This is a genomic window from Flavobacterium granuli, assembly GCF_900129705.1.
Taxonomy (GTDB): Bacteria; Bacteroidota; Bacteroidia; order Flavobacteriales; family Flavobacteriaceae; genus Flavobacterium; species Flavobacterium granuli.
This window is the reverse complement of sequence record NZ_FQWO01000002.1, coordinates 183,734-201,549: the sequence shown is the minus strand read 5'-3', so window position 1 is coordinate 201,549 and position 17,816 is coordinate 183,734. Positions and strand designations below refer to the sequence as shown.

Sequence of the window (17,816 nt, the reverse complement as noted above, 5' to 3'; positions counted from 1 at the left end):
TACTAATTTAAGAGTTAATTATTGGAAGCGAAACGGTGAATTGAGTTCCTTTTCCAAGTTCTGTATCAAAGGTAATCGTTCCTTTATAATTTTCGATAATATTTTTTATAATACCAAGACCCAATCCCATTCCACTGCTTTTAGTGGTAAATTTGGGTTCAAATATGCGGTCAATATCCTGTGGCTTCATTCCTATGCCATTGTCTTTCACGGTGATTAGTACATTGTTGGATTCTTTTTTGACAGAAACGAAGACCGTTTTCTTTTCTTGTTGTTCCGGTATGGATTGAATGGCATTTTTAACCAGATTGGTAATAATTCGAATGAGTTGGGTTCGGTCTATTTTGGCAACAATCACCGGAGATTCACTTTCAAAGTTGATGTGTTCTTCATTAAATATATCCAAGGCTAGTTCGACCACTTCCACTACGTTGAGTGTTTCATTTTGCTGGGCAGGCATCGAAGCAAAATTTGAAAAAGCAGAGGCAACCGCATTCATGGTGTCAATTTGTTGAATCAGCGTTTCTGAATAATCTTTCATTTTCTGAGTGATGTTGGGATCATTCGGATCAAATTTTCGCTGAAAACTCTGTACCGTTAATCGCATCGGCGTCAACGGATTTTTTATTTCGTGCGCCACTTGCTTGGCCATTTCACGCCAAGCGCCTTCTCTCTCGCCCTGAGCGAGTTTTACGGCACTTTTTTCTAATTCATCGACCATTCGATTGTAAGCGGTAATCAGCAAGTTGATTTCTTTACTGCTGGCTTCCAGAACAATTTTTTCGTTTTTTTGGTTTAAGCTGGTTTCATTCAGTTTATCCGAAATGGTTTTTAATGATTTAGTGATATAGGAAGAAAGGAAATAAGCAAGTCCAAAAGCCACAATAAGCATAAAAGAATATACCTGACTCAAGCGAATTAAGAAATTATGAAGTTCCTTCTCATAAAAACCATCATCCTCTAAATAAGGTAAATTAAGAACGCCCAAGGGCTTAAATTTATCATCCTTAATTTGTGTAAATGACGACCTGTTTTTAACGCCATTTATGGTCTTGATGTCTACGTATCTTTTTTCAATAGAAGAACGAACGAGCTTTAGGATGTATTCTGGAATGGGCGGCGAAACTTTGTCTACTGAGAAAGATTCTTTGGAGGATTTCAACAGCTTTCCGTCCAGATCATAAATGTTAATCTCAATATTGTGAATGTGTGCCAATTCGTGAATCTTATCCTTGAAAATCAAATCTAAATTTTCGCTTGTCAACGGATAAGTGGTGGTCGAAAGTATGTAATTGATGTGCTCTTTTACCGCATTTTCCTTGCGTTCCAGTCTTTCCTGATGGTATTCTTTGGCTTCGTTTTTAAATTGGATGATCGAAATAGAAGCTAACAAAATGGAAGCGACGATTATCAATAAGATCATCGAAAGAAAAATTCGAATTCGTAACGAAAGCATCGATATTTTGAAGCCTTTTAGCATAGTTAAGATTGGTTTTTCTCTCGAATTCTTTTATAAAATTTAAAACCTAACATGATTAAAACAGAAAATAAAAATATTCCAATTACCCCATAAATCCAGTTGAAGGCATTTTTTAAAACGACTAAAAAGACGACAGCAAAAAGAATAATTGTGGCACCTTCATTCCATAAACGCATAAAGTTTGTGGTGTATTTTACTTGGTCGTTTTGCAATTGTTTGAATATTTGATGGCATTTTCCATGGTACAAATACAACACAAATACGAAGCCAAGTTTTACATGCATCCAAGGCATTTGTAGCCAAGATTGTCCCAAGTCAGTGAAAAACAGCATCCAAAAAGCAAAAATACTCGCCAATACTGCCGATGGCCAAGTGATAATGTACCACAAGCGGTAGCTCATTATTTTGTATTGTGTCTGTAATATTTCTTTTTCTGGCGATGGTTTTTGTGCTGCTTCAATTTGGTAAACAAATAAGCGAACAATATAAAACAAACCGGCAAACCAGGTAATTACAAAAATAAGATGTAAAGATTTGAGGTAGTTGTAATAATCCATAGGCCTTTTATTTGGCAGAAGCCCAGTCGTTAATCCAGTTACTTACCGTTTTACACCAGTCATCACTATCGTTTAAGCAAGGAACTGCGAAAAATTCTTCTCCTCCATGTGCTTTAAATTCGTGATTGGCTTCCATGGCAATTTCCTCCAGAGTTTCTAGACAGTCAGCCACAAAAGCTGGGGTTACTACCGCTAATTTTCGTATTCCTTTTTCTGGCATTTTGTTTACTTCAACATCAGTATAAGGCTCTAGCCATTTGTCACCGGCTAATCGCGATTGAAAAGTTTGGCTGTATTTTCCTTCTGGAATGCCTAGCTGCTGCACGACCAGTTTAGTGGTTTCGTAGCATTGATGGCGGTAACAAAATTCATGTGCCGGCGAAGGCGTGTTGCAACAAGAGCCATCAATTTTGCAATGCGATTTAGTGACATCGGTTTTGCGAATGTGGCGTTCCGGTAAACCGTGATACGAAAATAACAAATGATCGTATTCAAAGTTCTGCAGATGGTTTTTTATCGAATCAGAAAGGTTTTTGATGTAATCGGGTTTATTGTAAAAAGCGGGAACCGAAGAGAATTTCATATTTGGAAAATGCTCTTTTCTGATTTCTTCGGCTTTTTCCAAAACCGTGACCGTAGAAGACATCGCATGATGCGGGTACAATGGGAAAAGTAACACTTCGGTAACCCCTTGGTCAGCCAGTTCTTTTAAACCGGAATAGATGTTAGGATTTCCATAACGCATCGATAGAGCCATTGGAACTTGGACTTGCGGTTTTACTTTTTCAAACATTCTTTTGGAAAGCACCACAAGAGGAGACCCTTCTTCCCACCAAATTTTAGCGTATGCTTCGGCTGATTTGGCGGGTCTTTTTCTTAGGATAATTCCGCGAACCAATAAAGCCCTTAATAAAAATGGAACATCAATTACATATTTGTCCATTAAAAACTCATCTAAATACGGCTTTACGTCTTTTGGAGTTGGACTTTCTGGAGAACCTAAATTGACTAATAATACACCTTTCATTTTTTGTCTTGTTTTTGATAAAAGTAAACAAACTTACTTTTTTATAAATTGGGATTAACTAATTTTTTATTTATTGTTTAATGCGTAAAATCAATCGTCTTAGGTATTCGGATTAATAGACATTAGGTATTTTTTTGGGGTGGTGCCAAATTTCTTTTTAAATGCAGCGATGAAATGACTTCCGGTGCTGTAGCCTATTTTTAATCCTACTTCATTGACATTGTAGGAGCCGCTATCGAGAAGTTTCCGGGCAAAATCCATTTTGTAGTCAAAAAGAAAGCCATAAACAGTATCGCCATAAATTTGTTTGAAACCCATTTTTAATTTCTTTAAATTCAAGCCTATTTCATCGGACAGTTCTTGTAAACCCGGTGGTTCGGCCATATTGGCAATGATGATCTCTTTGGCCTTTTTTATTTTGATTACATTGTCTTCATCGATCAGGAACGGACATTGTTCGGCATTGGGATCTTCGGTTCTGTTAAAGTATAAACTCAGTAATTCATAACCCTTTCCTTTATAATATAGATTTTTTATCGAAGGATGCAGGTTGTAATGAAACAGCTGACTCAATACAATAGCCATCGAAGGGCTTACATTTCCCTCATTATAGTATTTTTTGTCTTTATTGTCCGGGCTCAAAAAAGTGATGTAATCAGCCTCTGTTGAAAATAAGGCGTGGAATTTTTTGATCGAAATAATTACCGAAATTACCCAGGAATTAGGCGAAAGTTCCAAATTTAAAGGCAATTCTTTTTGCGGATTGTACAATAGCAATGATTTTTCTTCTTTTAGTTCCAAGGCATAATTTCCCTGATTGAAGATGAATTTAGCGCCGCCTTTTAATCCAAAATGAAATTGAATCAAGCCACTGCTGACTTCACGTTGGGCAAAAAAGGGTGTTGCGCTGTCGTTTTGAAAACGAATTAGCGTAAAATCATCTTCTATTTTAATTATTTCCTGAGAACTCATAGCGACATTTTTTAATTTAAAACATGATAATTGTCAGTAGAAATTATTTAGAATCACTCTAAACAAGTTACTTGAGATAGCCTTATTTTACTGCAAAAATAACATAATTTGCGATAAAATAGCGGATTAGAAATAAAAAACATACAGCGATACAAAAAGTACTTTTAGCGTTACTTTTATAAATACTATAGTGATAATTTTGTTGCACTTTCTTGAAAGGTATTTATATGGAAAATAATAAACAATCGAAGCCTCATTATTTTTACGCAGTTGGATTAAGCTATAAAAAAGCGGATGCCGAGATAAGGGGTAAATTTAGCTTAGACGCATCAGCTAAAACACGTTTGTTAGAGCAGGCAAAAAACGAAGGAATCGAGAGTTTGATCTTAACTTCTACTTGTAATAGAACTGAAATATACGGATTTGCAGAACACCCTTTTCAATTAATCAAGTTGATTTGTGAGAATAGTCAGGGTAGTGTTGAAGCATTCCAAAAAGTAGGATTTGTGTATAAAAACCAAGAAGCCATTGGACACATGTTTCGCGTAGGGACAGGTTTGGACAGCCAAATTCTTGGAGATTTCGAAATCATTTCACAGATAAAAACAAGTTTTATACAATCAAAAGCTTTTGGACTTGCCAATACTTTCATGGAGCGATTGGTCAATGCCGTGATTCAGGCCAGTAAAAAAATAAAAACGGATACCGAAATCAGTTCGGGTGCTACTTCTGTTTCTTTTGCTTCGGTTCAATATATTATCAAGAATGTCGAAGACATTGGAAATAAAAACATTTTGTTGTTCGGAACGGGTAAAATAGGAAGAAATACCTGCGAAAATTTAGTGAAACACACTAAAAATGAGCATATCACGCTAATCAACAGAACCAAAGATAAAGCCGAAAAGTTAGCGGGAAAACTGAATTTGATCGTAAAAGATTATTCTGAATTGCATTTGGAATTACAAAAAGCGGATGTTGTCGTAGTGGCAACCGGCGCACAAAATCCTACGGTAGACAAAGCGATTTTAAATCTTAAAAAACCGCTGTTGATTTTGGATTTATCCATTCCTAAAAACGTAAATGAAGATGTCGAGGAGCTGGAAGGCGTTACATTAATTCACATGGATTATTTGTCACAGTTGACAGATGAAACTTTGGAAAACAGAAAAACTCATATTCCCGCTGCCGAAGCCATCATTGAAGAAATAAAAGAAGAGTTCATTACTTGGACCAAAGGCAGAAAATTTGCCCCAACCATTAATGCGCTAAAAGAAAAACTGAATGCCATTAAAATTTCTGAATTGGATTTCCAAAGTAAGAAAATTGCCGATTTCAACGAAGAACAAGCCGAAATCATCAGCAATAGAATCATTCAGAAAATAACCACACAATTTGCTAACCACCTGAAAGACGATAATACCATGGTGGATGAAAGTATTGAGTGGATTGAAAAAGTTTTTAAAATTGGCACTGCTGCAAAATAATGAATAAAATAATACGAATAGGAACCCGCGATAGCGAACTCGCGCTTTGGCAAGCCCATAATGTAGAGAAAAGGCTAAATGATTTAGGTTATAAAACCGAAATTGTTGCCGTAAAATCTACCGGTGATATCATTCTCGACAAACCGCTTTACGAATTAGGCATAACCGGAATTTTTACAAAAACGCTGGATATTGCCATGATCAATGGTCAGGTGGATATTGCGGTGCATTCCATGAAAGATGTTCCCACGGCTTTGCCAACAGGAATTGTTCAAGCAGCAGTTTTGGAAAGAGCCAATACGGTAGATGTTTTAGTCCATAAAGGAAATCTTGATTTTTTGGAAGGAAACGGAACAATTGCTACCGGAAGTTTGCGCCGTCAGGCACAATGGTTGCACAAATACCCAACTCATAAAACGGTCGATTTGCGCGGAAATATAAACACTCGAATGCAGAAACTGCGGGAAAGTGATTGGAATGGAGCCGTTTTTGCCGCAGCCGGTTTGGAACGCATCAACCTGAAACCAACGGATTTTATTGATTTAGATTGGATGATTCCTGCGCCTGCGCAAGGGGCGATGGTTGTGGTGGCGATGCAAAACGACAATTTTACTTTAGACGCCTTGTCTGAATTAAATGATATTGAAACCGAAATTTGCACCTATATTGAAAGACAGTTTCTAAGAACATTGGAAGGCGGTTGTACCGCACCAATTGGAGCTTTGGCAAAATATAACGAAGAGGAAGATAGCATTCATTTTCAGGGCGCTTTGTTTTCATTGGACGGAAAAGAGAAAATGGAGGTGAATAAAATTTTCGCCATCGAAGAATGGAAGAAATTAGGTTTTCATGCTGCCCAGGAAATTTTAGAAAATGGCGGCGCCGAATTGATGAAGGCAATCAAAGCCTCTCTGCAAAAGAAAAATTAAAAACTCCCAAAAGATAAAAATATGCGCATACTGTCGACAAAAAAACTTTTGGACAACCAAAAACAGGAACTTTTAAAAGCCAATTTCGATTTGACAGAAGTTGATTTTATTTCCACCCAACACAGTCATTTTGAACTAAATGAAATCAATGAAAATTTGATTTTTACCAGCCAAAATGCGGTTCTTAGCGTATTGGATCATCCGGATTTTGAAGCCTTAAAATCAAAAAATGTGTTTTGTGTTGGTTTAAAAACCAAAATATTATTATCCGAGGCAGGTTTTAACGTCATCGCTTATACCGGATATGCGGCAGATTTGGCAGAAATCATCACTTTAATCTATGCGTCAGAAAGTTATACTTTTTTCAGTGGCAATTTGCGTCGGGAAACTTTGCCGGTAGCTCTGAAAGAAGCGGGGGTGAAATTTAACGAAATTGAAGTATATCAGACTACTTTGACACCGCAAAAAATAAAAACGCCTGTAGATGCGATCTTGTTTTTCAGTCCGTCAGGTATCGAAAGTTATTTAAAAGATAATACTATTAAAAAAGAAATGTGTTTTTGCATCGGGGAGACTACTGCCAGTGCCTTAGAGAAAGTAACAAAAAACATTATTATTGCAGATCAACCCACGATTGAAGACGTGATTGAAGACGTAATTGCCGAGTATAAATAAAAACAAACCCTTTCAGAGTTTTAAACTCTGAAAGGGTTAAATAGTAAAAATAAAATGATAAAAAACGACCTATTTTTAAGAGCACTAAAAGGAGAAACTGTACAACGTCCGCCAGTTTGGATGATGCGTCAAGCGGGAAGATATTTGCCGGAATTCATTGCATTGCGTGATAAATATGATTTTTTCACCCGTTGTCAAACTCCGGAATTGGCTGCCGAAATCACCGTACAGCCTATTCGCAGAATTGCTCCGGATGCCGCGATTTTATTCTCGGATATCTTGGTAATTCCACAAGCGATGGGAATAGAAGTGTTGATGAAGGAAAATTTTGGTCCTTTTGTGCCAAATCCTATTCGTACGATTCAGGATGTGGAGAAAGTTATCGTTCCGGATATTCAGGAAACTTTAGGCTATGTGATGGATGCCATCAAATTGACCAAAGAAATGTTGAACGATGAGGTGCCATTAATTGGTTTTGCAGGTTCACCTTGGACCATTATGTGCTATGCCGTTGAAGGAAAAGGATCGAAGAGTTTTGATATGGCCAAAGGATTTTGTTTTCAATATCCGGAAGCCGCTCATGTTTTATTGCAAAAAATTACCGATACCACCATTTTATACTTGAAAGAAAAAGTAAAATCGGGAGTGAATGCCGTTCAGATTTTTGATTCTTGGGGCGGAATGTTGTCTCCAGCAGACTATCAGGAGTTCTCTTGGAAATACATCAACCAGATCGTGGAGGCTTTGGCCGATGATGCTCCGGTGATTGTTTTCGGAAAAGGATGTTGGTTTGCCCTTGGCGAAATGGGAAAAAGCAGGGCTTCGGCATTAGGAGTAGACTGGACTTGTTCTCCAAGAAATGCGAGATATTTGTCTGGCGGAAACATCACTTTGCAAGGAAATTTTGATCCGTCTCGTTTGTTGTCTCCAATTCCGGTGATTAAGAAAATGGTACACGAAATGATTGATGAATTTGGCAAAGATAAATACATTGTGAATTTAGGTCATGGAATTTTACCTAATATTCCTGTCGATCACGCCAAAGCATTTATTGATGCGGTGAAAGAATACAATCAGTAATTAGTTAAAAATGCTAAATAAAGGCCTAAGAGACGAAAAGAAAGTAAGAATTGACAATATACTCAAGACCTTGCTTTCTTTTGTTTTTGTTCCTAAATTTTGGAATGTTGAAGATACGAATCTCATTGATAACCAATTGACGGATTTTGGATTAACGACTGAAATTCTGATTCAAATTGAGGAGAAAGATTTAATGGTGTTTTTAGATCAGTATGATTTGGATTGGATCCAAAAAGAGCAGTTTGCCGATTTTTTGATTGTTTTTTCGAAAGAAAATCCGTTTGATTTGTCCGAAAAAGCAATTGCCATTTACGAGCATATTCAATCAGAAAGCAAGACATTTTCATTTGAAATATTCAATAAAATAGTTGCTGCAAAAGCAAAATTGTAATGAAAGATAAATTTTATAAATACATACAAAACCTTCAAGACCAAATCTGCGCAGGATTGGAAGCAGTTGATGGCTCAGCCAAATTCCGTGAAGACCTTTGGGATCGCCCGGAAGGTGGCGGCGGGAGAACCCGTGTAATTGAAAACGGCAAAGTTTTCGAAAAAGGCGGTGTCAATATTTCGGCGGTTCATGGAAAATTACCGGACAGCATGCAAAAACTGTTCAATGTAGGCGAAGCTGATTTTTTTGCCTGCGGTCTGAGTTTGGTTTTACATCCAAAGAATCCAATGGTACCAACGGTTCATGCCAATTGGCGTTATTTTGAAATGTATGATGATAACGGAAATGTGATCCAGCAATGGTTTGGCGGCGGACAGGATTTAACGCCCTATTATTTGTTTGATGAAGATGCAATTCATTTTCATCAGACTTGCAAAACCGCTTGCGACAAACACAATCCGGAGTTTTATCCCAAATATAAAAAACAATGTGATGCGTATTTCTGGAATACACACCGCAACGAAGCAAGAGGAATTGGCGGATTGTTTTTTGATTATTGCAAAGAAACCGAAAGCATGAAAATGGAAAATTGGTTTGACTTTGTAACGGAAGTCGGCAATAGTTTCTTGCAAGCTTATGTCCCGATTGTCGAAAAAAGAAAAGGTCTTCCTTATACAGCCAAGCAAAGAACCTGGCAGGAAATTCGTCGTGGTCGTTATGTAGAGTTCAACTTGGTTCACGACAAAGGCACTTTATTTGGTCTTAAAACTAATGGAAGAATTGAGAGTATTCTGATGAGTTTGCCTCCAAATGTGCAATGGGCGTACGACCATCATCCGGAAACGGGAAGTGCGGAAGAGAAATTAATTCAGGTATTGGAAAATCCAATAGATTGGATTTGATTTATTTTAAATTATGAATTTTAAATTTTAAAAAGGGTTTAACTTTAAACTTTTAAACCTGAAACTTTAAACTAAAAATATATGTTTCCATTACACAGAGGTAGAAGATTAAGAACAAACGAATCTATTAGAAGTTTAGTTCGCGAAACAAGTTTAAGTCCGTCTGATTTCATGTTTCCGATGTTTATTGCGGAGGGAGAAAACATAAAAGTGGAAATTCCTTCGATGCCCGGAATCTTCCGTCGTTCGATTGATTTGACGGTAAAAGAAGTTCAGGAGTTATTCGATTTAGGCATTCGTGCGGTGAATATTTATGTAAAAGTTAGCGAAAATCTAAAAGACAATACAGGAAAAGAAGCTTGGAACAAAGACGGATTGATGCAACAAGCCATCCGTGCGATAAAAGCGGCCTGTCCGGGGATGATTGTAATGCCGGATGTGGCTCTGGATCCGTATTCTATTTATGGTCACGATGGAATTATAGAAAAGGGTGATGTGGCCAATGATGCTACGAATGATGCATTGGTGAAAATGGCAGTTTCCCATGCTGAAGCTGGTGCCAATTTTGTCGCGCCATCCGATATGATGGACGGACGCGTATTGCGTTTGCGCGAAGGTCTGGACGCTGCAGGTTTCGAAAATGTAGGGATTATGAGTTATTCGGCTAAATATGCTTCGGCTTTTTATGGCCCATTTCGAGATGCTTTAGATTCGGCTCCTGTTGATAATCAGGATATTCCAAAAGACAAAAAAACTTACCAAATGGATTATGCTAATCGCATCGAAGCCATCAAAGAAGCTTTGTCAGATGTAGAAGAAGGCGCCGATATGGTGATGGTAAAACCCGGAATTGCGTATTTGGATATTGTTCGCGAGGTCAAAAATGCGGTAAATGTTCCTGTAACGGTTTTTCATGTTTCGGGCGAATATGCGATGATTAAAGCCGCTGCCGAAAGAGGCTGGCTGGATCATGACCAAATTATGATGGAGCAATTGATGTGTATCAAACGCGCAGGTGCCAGTTTGATTTCGACTTATTTTGCCAAAGAAGCGGCTATACTTTTAAAAAAATAAAATGAAAAAAATAGTGTTTTTATTGGCGTTCCTTTTTACGAATTTAGTTTCGGCTCAAAAGGAGGTTGTCAATGCATTTGTAGAGAAATGGGACAATTCTAAAGTTTACCTGGTTAAAATGACCGAGTCAATGCCAGAAGATAAATTTGATTTTAAGCCGACCGATAGGGAGATGACGTTCAAAGAACAATTAATGCATATTTTGGATAATATGGATTGGTTGAGTACAACTCATTTTTCAAATGGCGACTATAAAAAAAAGGATAGAACGGCAATTGTAACGAAACAACAAATAGTGGAAGAGATAGGACGTTCTTTTGACGAAGCAAAAATAAGGGTCGAAAACAATAAAGAAACTGATTTAGGTAAAAAAGTCGTCTTTTTTGCCGGAGAAAAAACAAAACTCCAGATTTTGAATTTGTTGCAAGATCATGTAACGCATCATAGAGGACAGCTTATAGTATATCTCAATCTCAATCAAATCAAGCCTCCCGCTTATGTGGGTTGGTAGAAAACAAGAAGCCATGAAATAATCGCGATGATTAGTAAAGATTATTGTTTATGGCGCATTACAGATTTTCAAAATTTAATAATATCTAAATATGAAAAAAGCGATTTTAATTTTATTCGTCCTTCTTGCGATTGCTTGCAAAAAAGAATCACAAGAAAATTTTGGTAAAACTGCTGCGCCTGAAAAATCAGAGGAAGCGAGTTCAGAAGGAATGCCTGCACAGACCAAAACTCCGGAACAGCTGGGGGAACAACTCTTTAATGGAAAAGGGAATTGTGCTTCTTGTCATCAGGTAGATGTAAAGTCGATTGGTCCGAGCGTTCAGGAAATTGCCAAAATGTACAAAGATAAAAACAGCGATATGGTGAGCTTCTTGAGAGGCGAAAGCGATCCTATTGTTGATCCAAGTCAATTTGAAGTGATGAAAGCTAATTTTGCAATCACCAAAGCAATGTCTGATGAAGAGTTAAAAGGTTTAGAAGCTTATTTTTATTCTAAAGCAAAGTAGTTTTCGATACAAATTATAAAAGCATTAAAAGTTCACAAGTATTCATTTCTTGTGGACTTTGTGCTTTCTTAGCGCTTTGTGTTTATTTTTTTACTTTTATAAAATGGAAACAGCCTATATAAAAACCCCTCTGGGAATTGCCCAAATAACAGGCGATGAAAATGGCATTTCGGTAATTTCAGTTTCGGATGAAGGCGAAGTTTCTACAAACGTTCCAATGATTCTGCAAGAAGCCGTTTTGCAATTAAACGATTATTTCGAAGGAAAAAGAAGTGGGTTTGATTTTGCATTGAATCCCAAAGGAACTGAATTTCAGCAAAAAGTTTGGAAAGAATTGTTGGAAATTCCTTTTGGGAAAACCATGTCTTATCTTGAATTGTCCAAGAAGCTAGGCGATGTCAAGGCCATACGGGCAGTGGCTTCCGCCAATGGAAAAAATCCATTATGGATTGTTGTTCCCTGCCACAGAGTCATCGGGACCGATGGATCTTTAACCGGTTATGCCGGAGGATTATGGCGAAAAAAATGGTTGTTGGAACATGAAAACCCTTCTAATCAGCAAAGCTTGTTTTAGACAGGAACTTTTCGTCTGAACGGAAAAAGCCATAACTTTACCTTTTAAATGGTATTGTTATGCAAAATAAAATACACACAGCCCAAAGCGCTTTCGAGCATTGGAGCAGCACTTCATTTCAGGAACGCAGCCTATTGTTACAAAAGTTAAAAACACTTCTGGAAGAACATAAAATGCGATATGCCAGCCTGATGACAAAAGAAATGGGAAAGCCCATTACGCAATCACTGGCTGAGATTGATAAATGTGGTTGGCTTTGCGACTATTATGCTGAGCATGCCAAATCATTTCTGAAAAACCAATACATTCAAACCGAAGCTGAAGAAAGTTTTATAAGCTATGAACCCTTAGGCGTTTTACTGGGTGTAATGCCTTGGAACTTTCCTTACTGGCAGGTATTCCGATTTGTGATTCCCGCTATTATGGCCGGAAACACCGTGATGGTAAAACACGCCAGCAATGTTCCTGAATCTGCCGAAGCCATAGAATCTTTGTTTTTGGAGAGTGGTTTTCCATTAGGAATCTATCAGAATCTACCTATTTCTAGCAATAAAGTTGGCGAATTGATTGCGCATCCGTTGATCAGAGCTGTTTCATTGACAGGTAGCGAAAAGGCTGGTAGTGCGGTAGCGATGCAGGCGGGAAAATACCTCAAAAAAACGCTGTTAGAGTTAGGAGGAAGCAATGCCTTTATCGTTTGTGAGGATGCCGATTTAGAGCAAGCGATTGCTGTTGCTGTAAATGCCCGTATGCAGAACAGTGGCCAAAGTTGTATTGCTGCCAAACGGTTTTTAGTGCATGAACGTATTTTCGATACTTTCGTAGACAAATACAAATTAGCCGTGAGTCAACTTCGCACAGGCGATCCAATGAATCCAGAGACGCAAATAGGTTCGCTGGCGAGAGTGGATCTAGCTGTCGATTTGGAAAAACAAGTCCAGCAATCGGTGGCCATGGGGGCTCAAGTAGTATTAGGAGGAAGAAGAAAAGAAGCATTTTTTGAACCGACAATTTTGATCGATGTGACTCCCGAAATGCCTGTTTTTAAAGAAGAAACTTTTGGTCCAGTGGCGGCCTTGGTGTCATTTGAAACAATAGATGAAGCCATTGCCTTGAGCAATCAATCTGATTTTGGATTGGGGGTTTCTGTTTTTACTTCGAATATTCTACAAATCAAAAGCCGAGTTCGTGATTTCAATGAAGGTGCTGTTTTTATCAATGATTTGGTGAAATCCGATCCTCGTTTGCCTTTTGGAGGCGTCAAAAAATCAGGTTATGGACGTGAGCTTTCCAGAGAAGGGATATTAGAGTTTGTGAACTGTAAAACAGTGGTGATACGCTCATGATATTCCTTAAGCAAGTAGCGAATAAAACTAAATCAAGTGTGAGCTTTAAATATTTCCTTAAATTCGTATTCAACGCCAAATAAACCATCGCATGATAGAAAAGATAAACCTCAATAACATTCTCTTTCTGGATATAGAAACCGTTCCTGAAACCGAGGATTTCAACACTTTGGATTCAGAAATGCAAGCGCTTTGGGAACAGAAAACCCAATACCAACGCAAGGAAGAATATACACCAGAAGATTTTTATGATCGTGCCGGGATTTGGGCCGAGTTTGGCAAAATTGTCTGTATTTCGGTAGGTTATTTTACAATCAAGGGTGATATTCGAAACTTTCGGGTAACTTCTTTTTTTGGAGATGAAATTAAGATTTTAAAAGATTTCAATAATCTGTTGAACAATCATTTTAATGGTCCCCAACATATTTTGTGTGGGCATAATGCCAAAGAATTTGATATTCCTTTTCTGGCCCGTCGCATGATTATCAATCAAATCGCCATTCCGGACAAGCTGAATCTTTTTGGCAAAAAACCTTGGGAAATTCCGCATTTGGATACTTTGGAATTATGGAAGTTTGGTGATTACAAACATTTTACTTCTTTAAAATTATTGTGTAAAGTACTCGGAATCCCTTCTCCCAAAGGTGATATTGACGGTAGTCAGGTAGGTCATGTTTTTTATGTCGATAAAGACATTGACCGCATTGTCACTTATTGCGAGAAAGATACTATTGCCGTGGCGCAAATTTTTCTCCGATTAAGACGAGAAGATTTGCTGATTGAGGAGGAAATTATTCATGTTTGATAGTGAAAAACAAATAAGTTTTTTTAAAACCATTATGAAATTGAGGTTCATTAAGATTCTAAATTGAATTTTTATAAAGCTTATGATGGTTTATATTATCCTCTAAAACTATTTTTCTTAGTGCGCTTTGCGAAAACCGTTTGTAAACTTTGCGGTTAAATATTTACATTTACAAAAATTATAGATTATGGTATTGAGTAGATTTTGGTTGGTGATCTTCATTTCGTCGATTGTTTTTATTGTGGTGAGTTTATTTATTGGCAACAGTTACACGATTGATTTTGTGCTAAACGGTAAAAAAGACGATCCGATTTTAATATCTGAAAAATACTTACACCAGATTCCTACTTTTGTAAAAGACAGCATTGTCAATGCACCGGATAATATGATGGTGGTCAATAACAATGTTTCAAATCCTGATACGACTTATGTTTATTCAAACAAAACGGTAAAAATCTACAGTGGCATACAGAAGTCAGATGGCTTATTACCAACTTGTAAAAATACTTTAGTCGATTTAGTTCTTCCGCTTATTGCCTATTTGGCGTTTTTCTGCGGATTGATGGAACTTTTAATTATTTCTGGAGCTTCTGGAAAACTGGCTAAATTATTAAGTCCTGTTTTTGTAAAAGTGTTTCCGAGTATTCCTAAAAATCATCCGTCTATATCCTATATGACCTTGAATTTTGCCGCTAATTTCCTTGGATTGGATTCTGCTGCGACGCCATTTGGTTTGAAAGCCATGGAAAGTTTGCAAGAAATAAATCCCGAAAAAGATAAAGCCAGTGATGCGCAAATCATGTTTATGTGTTTGCACGCTTCGGGACTGACCCTGATAGCGACTTCGATCATTGGGTATCGTGCTGCTGCTGGCGCCAGTAATCCTGCTGATGTGATGTTGCCTTGTATTATCACTTCTTTTATTGGTACGATTGCTGCTTTTCTTATCGTTGGAATCAAACAAAAAATTAATTTCAAAAGTGCCTCTTTGGTTGTGGGTTTAATGGTTTTGATTGCTGCCATTATTGGTTTGTTGATGTATGTTAATCATTTGGATTTGATAGGGAAAAACTACTTTACTTCTAATCTTTCGGCATTAATATTGGTTGGGATAATCGCTTTTACTTTGATTTTTTCCTTTATTAAAGAAGAAAAATTTGCAGAGGCCAAAACCACTGTTTTCGATGCGTTTGTGGTGGGAGCAAATAACGGAGTAAAAACGGGAGTCGTTATTTTTCCTTATGTTTTAGGGATGTTAGTTGCGATTTCTTTGTTTAGAAATAGTGGACTATTTGAAATTATTAGCAACTGGATTGCTTTTATTTTTTCGAATATGGGAGTAAATAAACAAATTACGGATGCCTTACCGGTGGCTTTGCTTCGTCCGTTTAGTTCTGCAGGATCAAGAGGATTTTTGATTGATTCGATGAATACTTTTGGCGCCGATTCTATGACGGGAAGATTGAGTAGTATTTTTCAGTGTAGTGCCGAGAGTACTTTTTATGTGATTGCGGTTTACTTCGGTTCGGTAAATATCAAAAATACCCGTTATGCTTTAGGGACGATGCTTTTGGTCGATGTGATTTGTGTAATTACTGCAATCTTTGTAGCCAGCTGGTTCTTTTAATTCAATTTAAAATTTATAAATTCAATAATCTCTTAAACAAATAAAAAATGTCAAAATACACTAAATACATCGCTATTGGCTTAATTATTTTATTCTTAATTACAAGCGTATTAAGCTAAAAGAGCCTAATTTTTTACAACTAGCATTAACAGTTGCTAGCATAAATAATTTTTATCTTTGCCAAAAACAAAATACCAATGGACTTTATATACCAGGATCCTTATCCTATTTTAAAAGACGATACCCAATATCGTAAGATTACTTCTGATTTTGTAAAAGTAGAAAAGTTGGGCGACAGAGAAATTTTAACCATTGATCCCAAAGGTTTGGAATTGCTTTCGCAGGAAGCGATGAAAGATGTGTCTTTCATGTTGCGAACATCGCATTTGGAAAAATTGAGAGCCATTTTGGATGATCCCGAAGCAACGGATAACGACCGTTTTGTGGCTTATAATTTGCTTCAAAATGCGGCGGTAGCAATAGAAGGAGAATTGCCTTCTTGCCAAGACACCGGAACAGCGATTGTAATGGCTAAAAAAGGGGAAAACGTGTATACGGGTGCCGATGATGCCGAATGGCTTTCCAAAGGGATTTTTAACACCTATCAGGAACGCAATTTAAGATATTCTCAAATTGTTCCTATCAGCATGTTTGAAGAAAAAAATTCAGGTTCAAATCTTCCGGCACAGATTGATATTTATGCTAAAAAAGGAGCTTCGTATGAGTTTTTGTTTTTGGCAAAAGGGGGTGGTTCAGCCAATAAAACCTATTTGTACCAACAAACAAAATCGTTATTGAATGAAAAGTCAATGGATGCCTTCATTCGTGCCAAAATAATGGATTTAGGAACTTCGGCTTGTCCGCCGTATCACTTGGCTTTTGTTGTTGGTGGAACTTCTGCCGAAGCCAACTTGGCAGCGGTTAAAAAAGCATCTGCGGGTTATTTTGATAATTTGCCTACTACAGGAAACATGGCTGGTCAGGCTTTTCGCGACCTAGAATGGGAAAAAAGAGTGCAATTAATCTGTCAGGAAAGTGCTATCGGAGCACAGTTTGGAGGGAAATATTTCACCCATGATGTGCGTGTCATCCGTTTGCCGCGTCATGCTGCTTCTTGTCCTGTAGGATTGGGAGTTTCCTGTTCAGCCGATAGAAATATTAAGGGAAAAATTACCAAAGACGGTATTTTTGTTGAACAATTGGAAGTCAATCCAAAACGATTGTTGCCTGAAACTCCGCCTCATTTGGAACCGGCTGTAGAAATTGATTTGAACCAACCCATGGCTGATATTCTTAAAAAATTGTCTCAATACCCAATCAAAACCCGTTTAAAACTAAACGGAACTTTGATTGTAGCAAGAGATATCGCACACGCTAAAATCAAAGAATTATTAGACGCTGGTAAACCTATGCCGGAATATTTTAAGAATCATCCTATCTATTATGCAGGACCGGCTAAAACACCAGAGGGGATGCCTTCGGGAAGTTTTGGTCCAACAACGGCGGGGAGAATGGATGTATATGTGGAAGAATTCCAAAAAAATGGTGGAAGTATGGTGATGCTTGCCAAAGGGAATCGTACCAAAGAGGTGATGAACGCCTGTAAAACCTACGGCGGATTCTATTTGGGTTCTATCGGAGGGCCTGCGGCGATTTTAGCCAAAGAAAATATCTTATCAGTTGAGGTGGTCGATTTTGAGGAACTAGGTATGGAAGCCGTTCGTAAAATTACCATTAAAGATTTTCCGGCTTTTATCATTACGGATGATAAAGGAAATGATTTCTTTGAGAATTTGTAATTTGGTTTAACCGCTAAGAATACAAAGTTTTATATACAAGAAGACCGCTAGTTTTAGCGGTCTTCTTAGTTTTTG

General features: G+C 37.5%; 18 protein-coding genes. 14 read left to right on the top strand and 4 right to left on the bottom strand.

The window, feature by feature from the left end:
• Positions 1-7: 7 nt before the first annotated feature.
• From BUB25_RS03850 to BUB25_RS03835, 4 genes are all read right to left on the bottom strand, one after another.
• Positions 8-1,423, bottom strand: a complete 1,416-nt coding sequence (locus BUB25_RS03850; RefSeq protein WP_072941001.1) for a sensor histidine kinase — start codon at positions 1,421-1,423, stop codon at positions 8-10.
• 59 nt (positions 1,424-1,482) lie between these two features.
• The gene (locus BUB25_RS03845; RefSeq protein ID WP_072940245.1) at positions 1,483-2,037 is read right to left on the bottom strand and encodes a CopD family protein; all 555 of its coding nucleotides are present in this window, start codon (positions 2,035-2,037) and stop codon (positions 1,483-1,485) included.
• Positions 2,038-2,044: 7 nt separating this feature from the next.
• The gene (hemH, locus tag BUB25_RS03840; protein WP_072940242.1) at positions 2,045-3,064 is read right to left on the bottom strand and encodes a ferrochelatase; all 1,020 of its coding nucleotides are present in this window, start codon (positions 3,062-3,064) and stop codon (positions 2,045-2,047) included.
• A 99-nt stretch (positions 3,065-3,163) separates the two neighbouring features.
• Complete coding sequence (locus tag BUB25_RS03835) at positions 3,164-4,036, bottom strand: helix-turn-helix domain-containing protein (protein ID WP_072940239.1); 873 nt, start codon at positions 4,034-4,036, stop codon at positions 3,164-3,166.
• Between the two features lie 227 nt (positions 4,037-4,263).
• Here BUB25_RS03835 and hemA point away from each other — a divergent pair, with 227 nt between their 5' ends.
• From hemA to BUB25_RS03765, 14 genes are all read left to right on the top strand, one after another.
• Positions 4,264-5,520, top strand: a complete 1,257-nt coding sequence (gene hemA / locus BUB25_RS03830) for a glutamyl-tRNA reductase (protein ID WP_072940236.1) — start codon at positions 4,264-4,266, stop codon at positions 5,518-5,520.
• Complete coding sequence (gene hemC, locus BUB25_RS03825; protein WP_072940234.1) at positions 5,520-6,449, top strand: hydroxymethylbilane synthase; 930 nt, start codon at positions 5,520-5,522, stop codon at positions 6,447-6,449. Before hemA ends, hemC begins: the two co-directional genes overlap by 1 nt.
• A gap of 21 nt (positions 6,450-6,470) precedes the next feature.
• Complete coding sequence (locus BUB25_RS03820; protein WP_072940230.1) at positions 6,471-7,124, top strand: uroporphyrinogen-III synthase; 654 nt, start codon at positions 6,471-6,473, stop codon at positions 7,122-7,124.
• 54 nt (positions 7,125-7,178) lie between these two features.
• Positions 7,179-8,204, top strand: coding sequence for a uroporphyrinogen decarboxylase (gene hemE / locus BUB25_RS03815; RefSeq protein WP_072940227.1), 1,026 nt, complete (start codon positions 7,179-7,181; stop codon positions 8,202-8,204).
• Positions 8,205-8,214: 10 nt separating this feature from the next.
• On the top strand, positions 8,215-8,595 hold the full coding sequence (locus tag BUB25_RS03810) for a hypothetical protein (RefSeq protein ID WP_072940224.1): 381 nt from the start codon (positions 8,215-8,217) through the stop codon (positions 8,593-8,595).
• A complete protein-coding gene (gene hemF / locus BUB25_RS03805) occupies positions 8,595-9,497 on the top strand; it encodes an oxygen-dependent coproporphyrinogen oxidase (RefSeq protein WP_072940222.1) in 903 nt (300 codons plus the stop codon). The genes BUB25_RS03810 and hemF overlap by 1 nt, the downstream gene beginning before the upstream one ends.
• 81 nt (positions 9,498-9,578) lie before the next feature.
• Positions 9,579-10,571: a porphobilinogen synthase gene (gene hemB, locus BUB25_RS03800; protein WP_072940219.1), complete on the top strand. Its 993-nt coding sequence runs from the start codon at positions 9,579-9,581 to the stop codon at positions 10,569-10,571.
• 1 nt (position 10,572) lies between these two features.
• Complete coding sequence (locus BUB25_RS03795) at positions 10,573-11,082, top strand: DinB family protein (protein WP_072940216.1); 510 nt, start codon at positions 10,573-10,575, stop codon at positions 11,080-11,082.
• Positions 11,083-11,173: 91 nt separating this feature from the next.
• Positions 11,174-11,590, top strand: coding sequence for a c-type cytochrome (locus BUB25_RS03790; protein ID WP_072940213.1), 417 nt, complete (start codon positions 11,174-11,176; stop codon positions 11,588-11,590).
• A gap of 103 nt (positions 11,591-11,693) precedes the next feature.
• Positions 11,694-12,164, top strand: a complete 471-nt coding sequence (locus tag BUB25_RS03785; RefSeq protein ID WP_072940210.1) for a methylated-DNA--[protein]-cysteine S-methyltransferase — start codon at positions 11,694-11,696, stop codon at positions 12,162-12,164.
• A gap of 59 nt (positions 12,165-12,223) precedes the next feature.
• Positions 12,224-13,510 (top strand): NAD-dependent succinate-semialdehyde dehydrogenase, encoded by a 1,287-nt coding sequence (locus BUB25_RS03780; protein ID WP_072940207.1) that lies wholly within the window; start codon positions 12,224-12,226, stop codon positions 13,508-13,510.
• Positions 13,511-13,601: 91 nt separating this feature from the next.
• On the top strand, positions 13,602-14,315 hold the full coding sequence (locus BUB25_RS03775; RefSeq protein WP_072940205.1) for a 3'-5' exonuclease: 714 nt from the start codon (positions 13,602-13,604) through the stop codon (positions 14,313-14,315).
• A 187-nt stretch (positions 14,316-14,502) separates the two neighbouring features.
• Positions 14,503-15,942: a nucleoside recognition domain-containing protein gene (locus tag BUB25_RS03770; protein ID WP_072940203.1), complete on the top strand. Its 1,440-nt coding sequence runs from the start codon at positions 14,503-14,505 to the stop codon at positions 15,940-15,942.
• A gap of 197 nt (positions 15,943-16,139) precedes the next feature.
• A complete protein-coding gene (locus BUB25_RS03765; protein WP_072940201.1) occupies positions 16,140-17,741 on the top strand; it encodes a fumarate hydratase in 1,602 nt (533 codons plus the stop codon).
• Positions 17,742-17,816 lie beyond the last annotated feature (75 nt).

What these genes read in the sequence shown, in the direction of transcription:
- hemA (WP_072940236.1), top strand. Translation starts at nt 4,264, where the DNA reads ATGGAAAATAATAAACAATCGAAGCCTCATTATTTTTACGCAGTTGGA.
- BUB25_RS03780 (WP_072940207.1), top strand. Translation starts at nt 12,224, where the DNA reads ATGCAAAATAAAATACACACAGCCCAAAGCGCTTTCGAGCATTGGAGC.
- BUB25_RS03835 (WP_072940239.1), bottom strand. Translation starts at nt 4,036, where the DNA reads ATGAGTTCTCAGGAAATAATTAAAATAGAAGATGATTTTACGCTAATT.
- BUB25_RS03775 (WP_072940205.1), top strand. Translation starts at nt 13,602, where the DNA reads ATGATAGAAAAGATAAACCTCAATAACATTCTCTTTCTGGATATAGAA.
- BUB25_RS03810 (WP_072940224.1), top strand. Translation starts at nt 8,215, where the DNA reads ATGCTAAATAAAGGCCTAAGAGACGAAAAGAAAGTAAGAATTGACAAT.
- BUB25_RS03850 (WP_072941001.1), bottom strand. Translation starts at nt 1,423, where the DNA reads ATGATCTTATTGATAATCGTCGCTTCCATTTTGTTAGCTTCTATTTCG.
- BUB25_RS03770 (WP_072940203.1), top strand. Translation starts at nt 14,503, where the DNA reads ATGGTATTGAGTAGATTTTGGTTGGTGATCTTCATTTCGTCGATTGTT.
- hemE (WP_072940227.1), top strand. Translation starts at nt 7,179, where the DNA reads ATGATAAAAAACGACCTATTTTTAAGAGCACTAAAAGGAGAAACTGTA.
- hemC (WP_072940234.1), top strand. Translation starts at nt 5,520, where the DNA reads ATGAATAAAATAATACGAATAGGAACCCGCGATAGCGAACTCGCGCTT.
- hemF (WP_072940222.1), top strand. Translation starts at nt 8,595, where the DNA reads ATGAAAGATAAATTTTATAAATACATACAAAACCTTCAAGACCAAATC.
- hemH (WP_072940242.1), bottom strand. Translation starts at nt 3,064, where the DNA reads ATGAAAGGTGTATTATTAGTCAATTTAGGTTCTCCAGAAAGTCCAACT.
- BUB25_RS03765 (WP_072940201.1), top strand. Translation starts at nt 16,140, where the DNA reads ATGGACTTTATATACCAGGATCCTTATCCTATTTTAAAAGACGATACC.
- hemB (WP_072940219.1), top strand. Translation starts at nt 9,579, where the DNA reads ATGTTTCCATTACACAGAGGTAGAAGATTAAGAACAAACGAATCTATT.
- BUB25_RS03790 (WP_072940213.1), top strand. Translation starts at nt 11,174, where the DNA reads ATGAAAAAAGCGATTTTAATTTTATTCGTCCTTCTTGCGATTGCTTGC.
- BUB25_RS03785 (WP_072940210.1), top strand. Translation starts at nt 11,694, where the DNA reads ATGGAAACAGCCTATATAAAAACCCCTCTGGGAATTGCCCAAATAACA.
- BUB25_RS03845 (WP_072940245.1), bottom strand. Translation starts at nt 2,037, where the DNA reads ATGGATTATTACAACTACCTCAAATCTTTACATCTTATTTTTGTAATT.
- BUB25_RS03820 (WP_072940230.1), top strand. Translation starts at nt 6,471, where the DNA reads ATGCGCATACTGTCGACAAAAAAACTTTTGGACAACCAAAAACAGGAA.
- BUB25_RS03795 (WP_072940216.1), top strand. Translation starts at nt 10,573, where the DNA reads ATGAAAAAAATAGTGTTTTTATTGGCGTTCCTTTTTACGAATTTAGTT.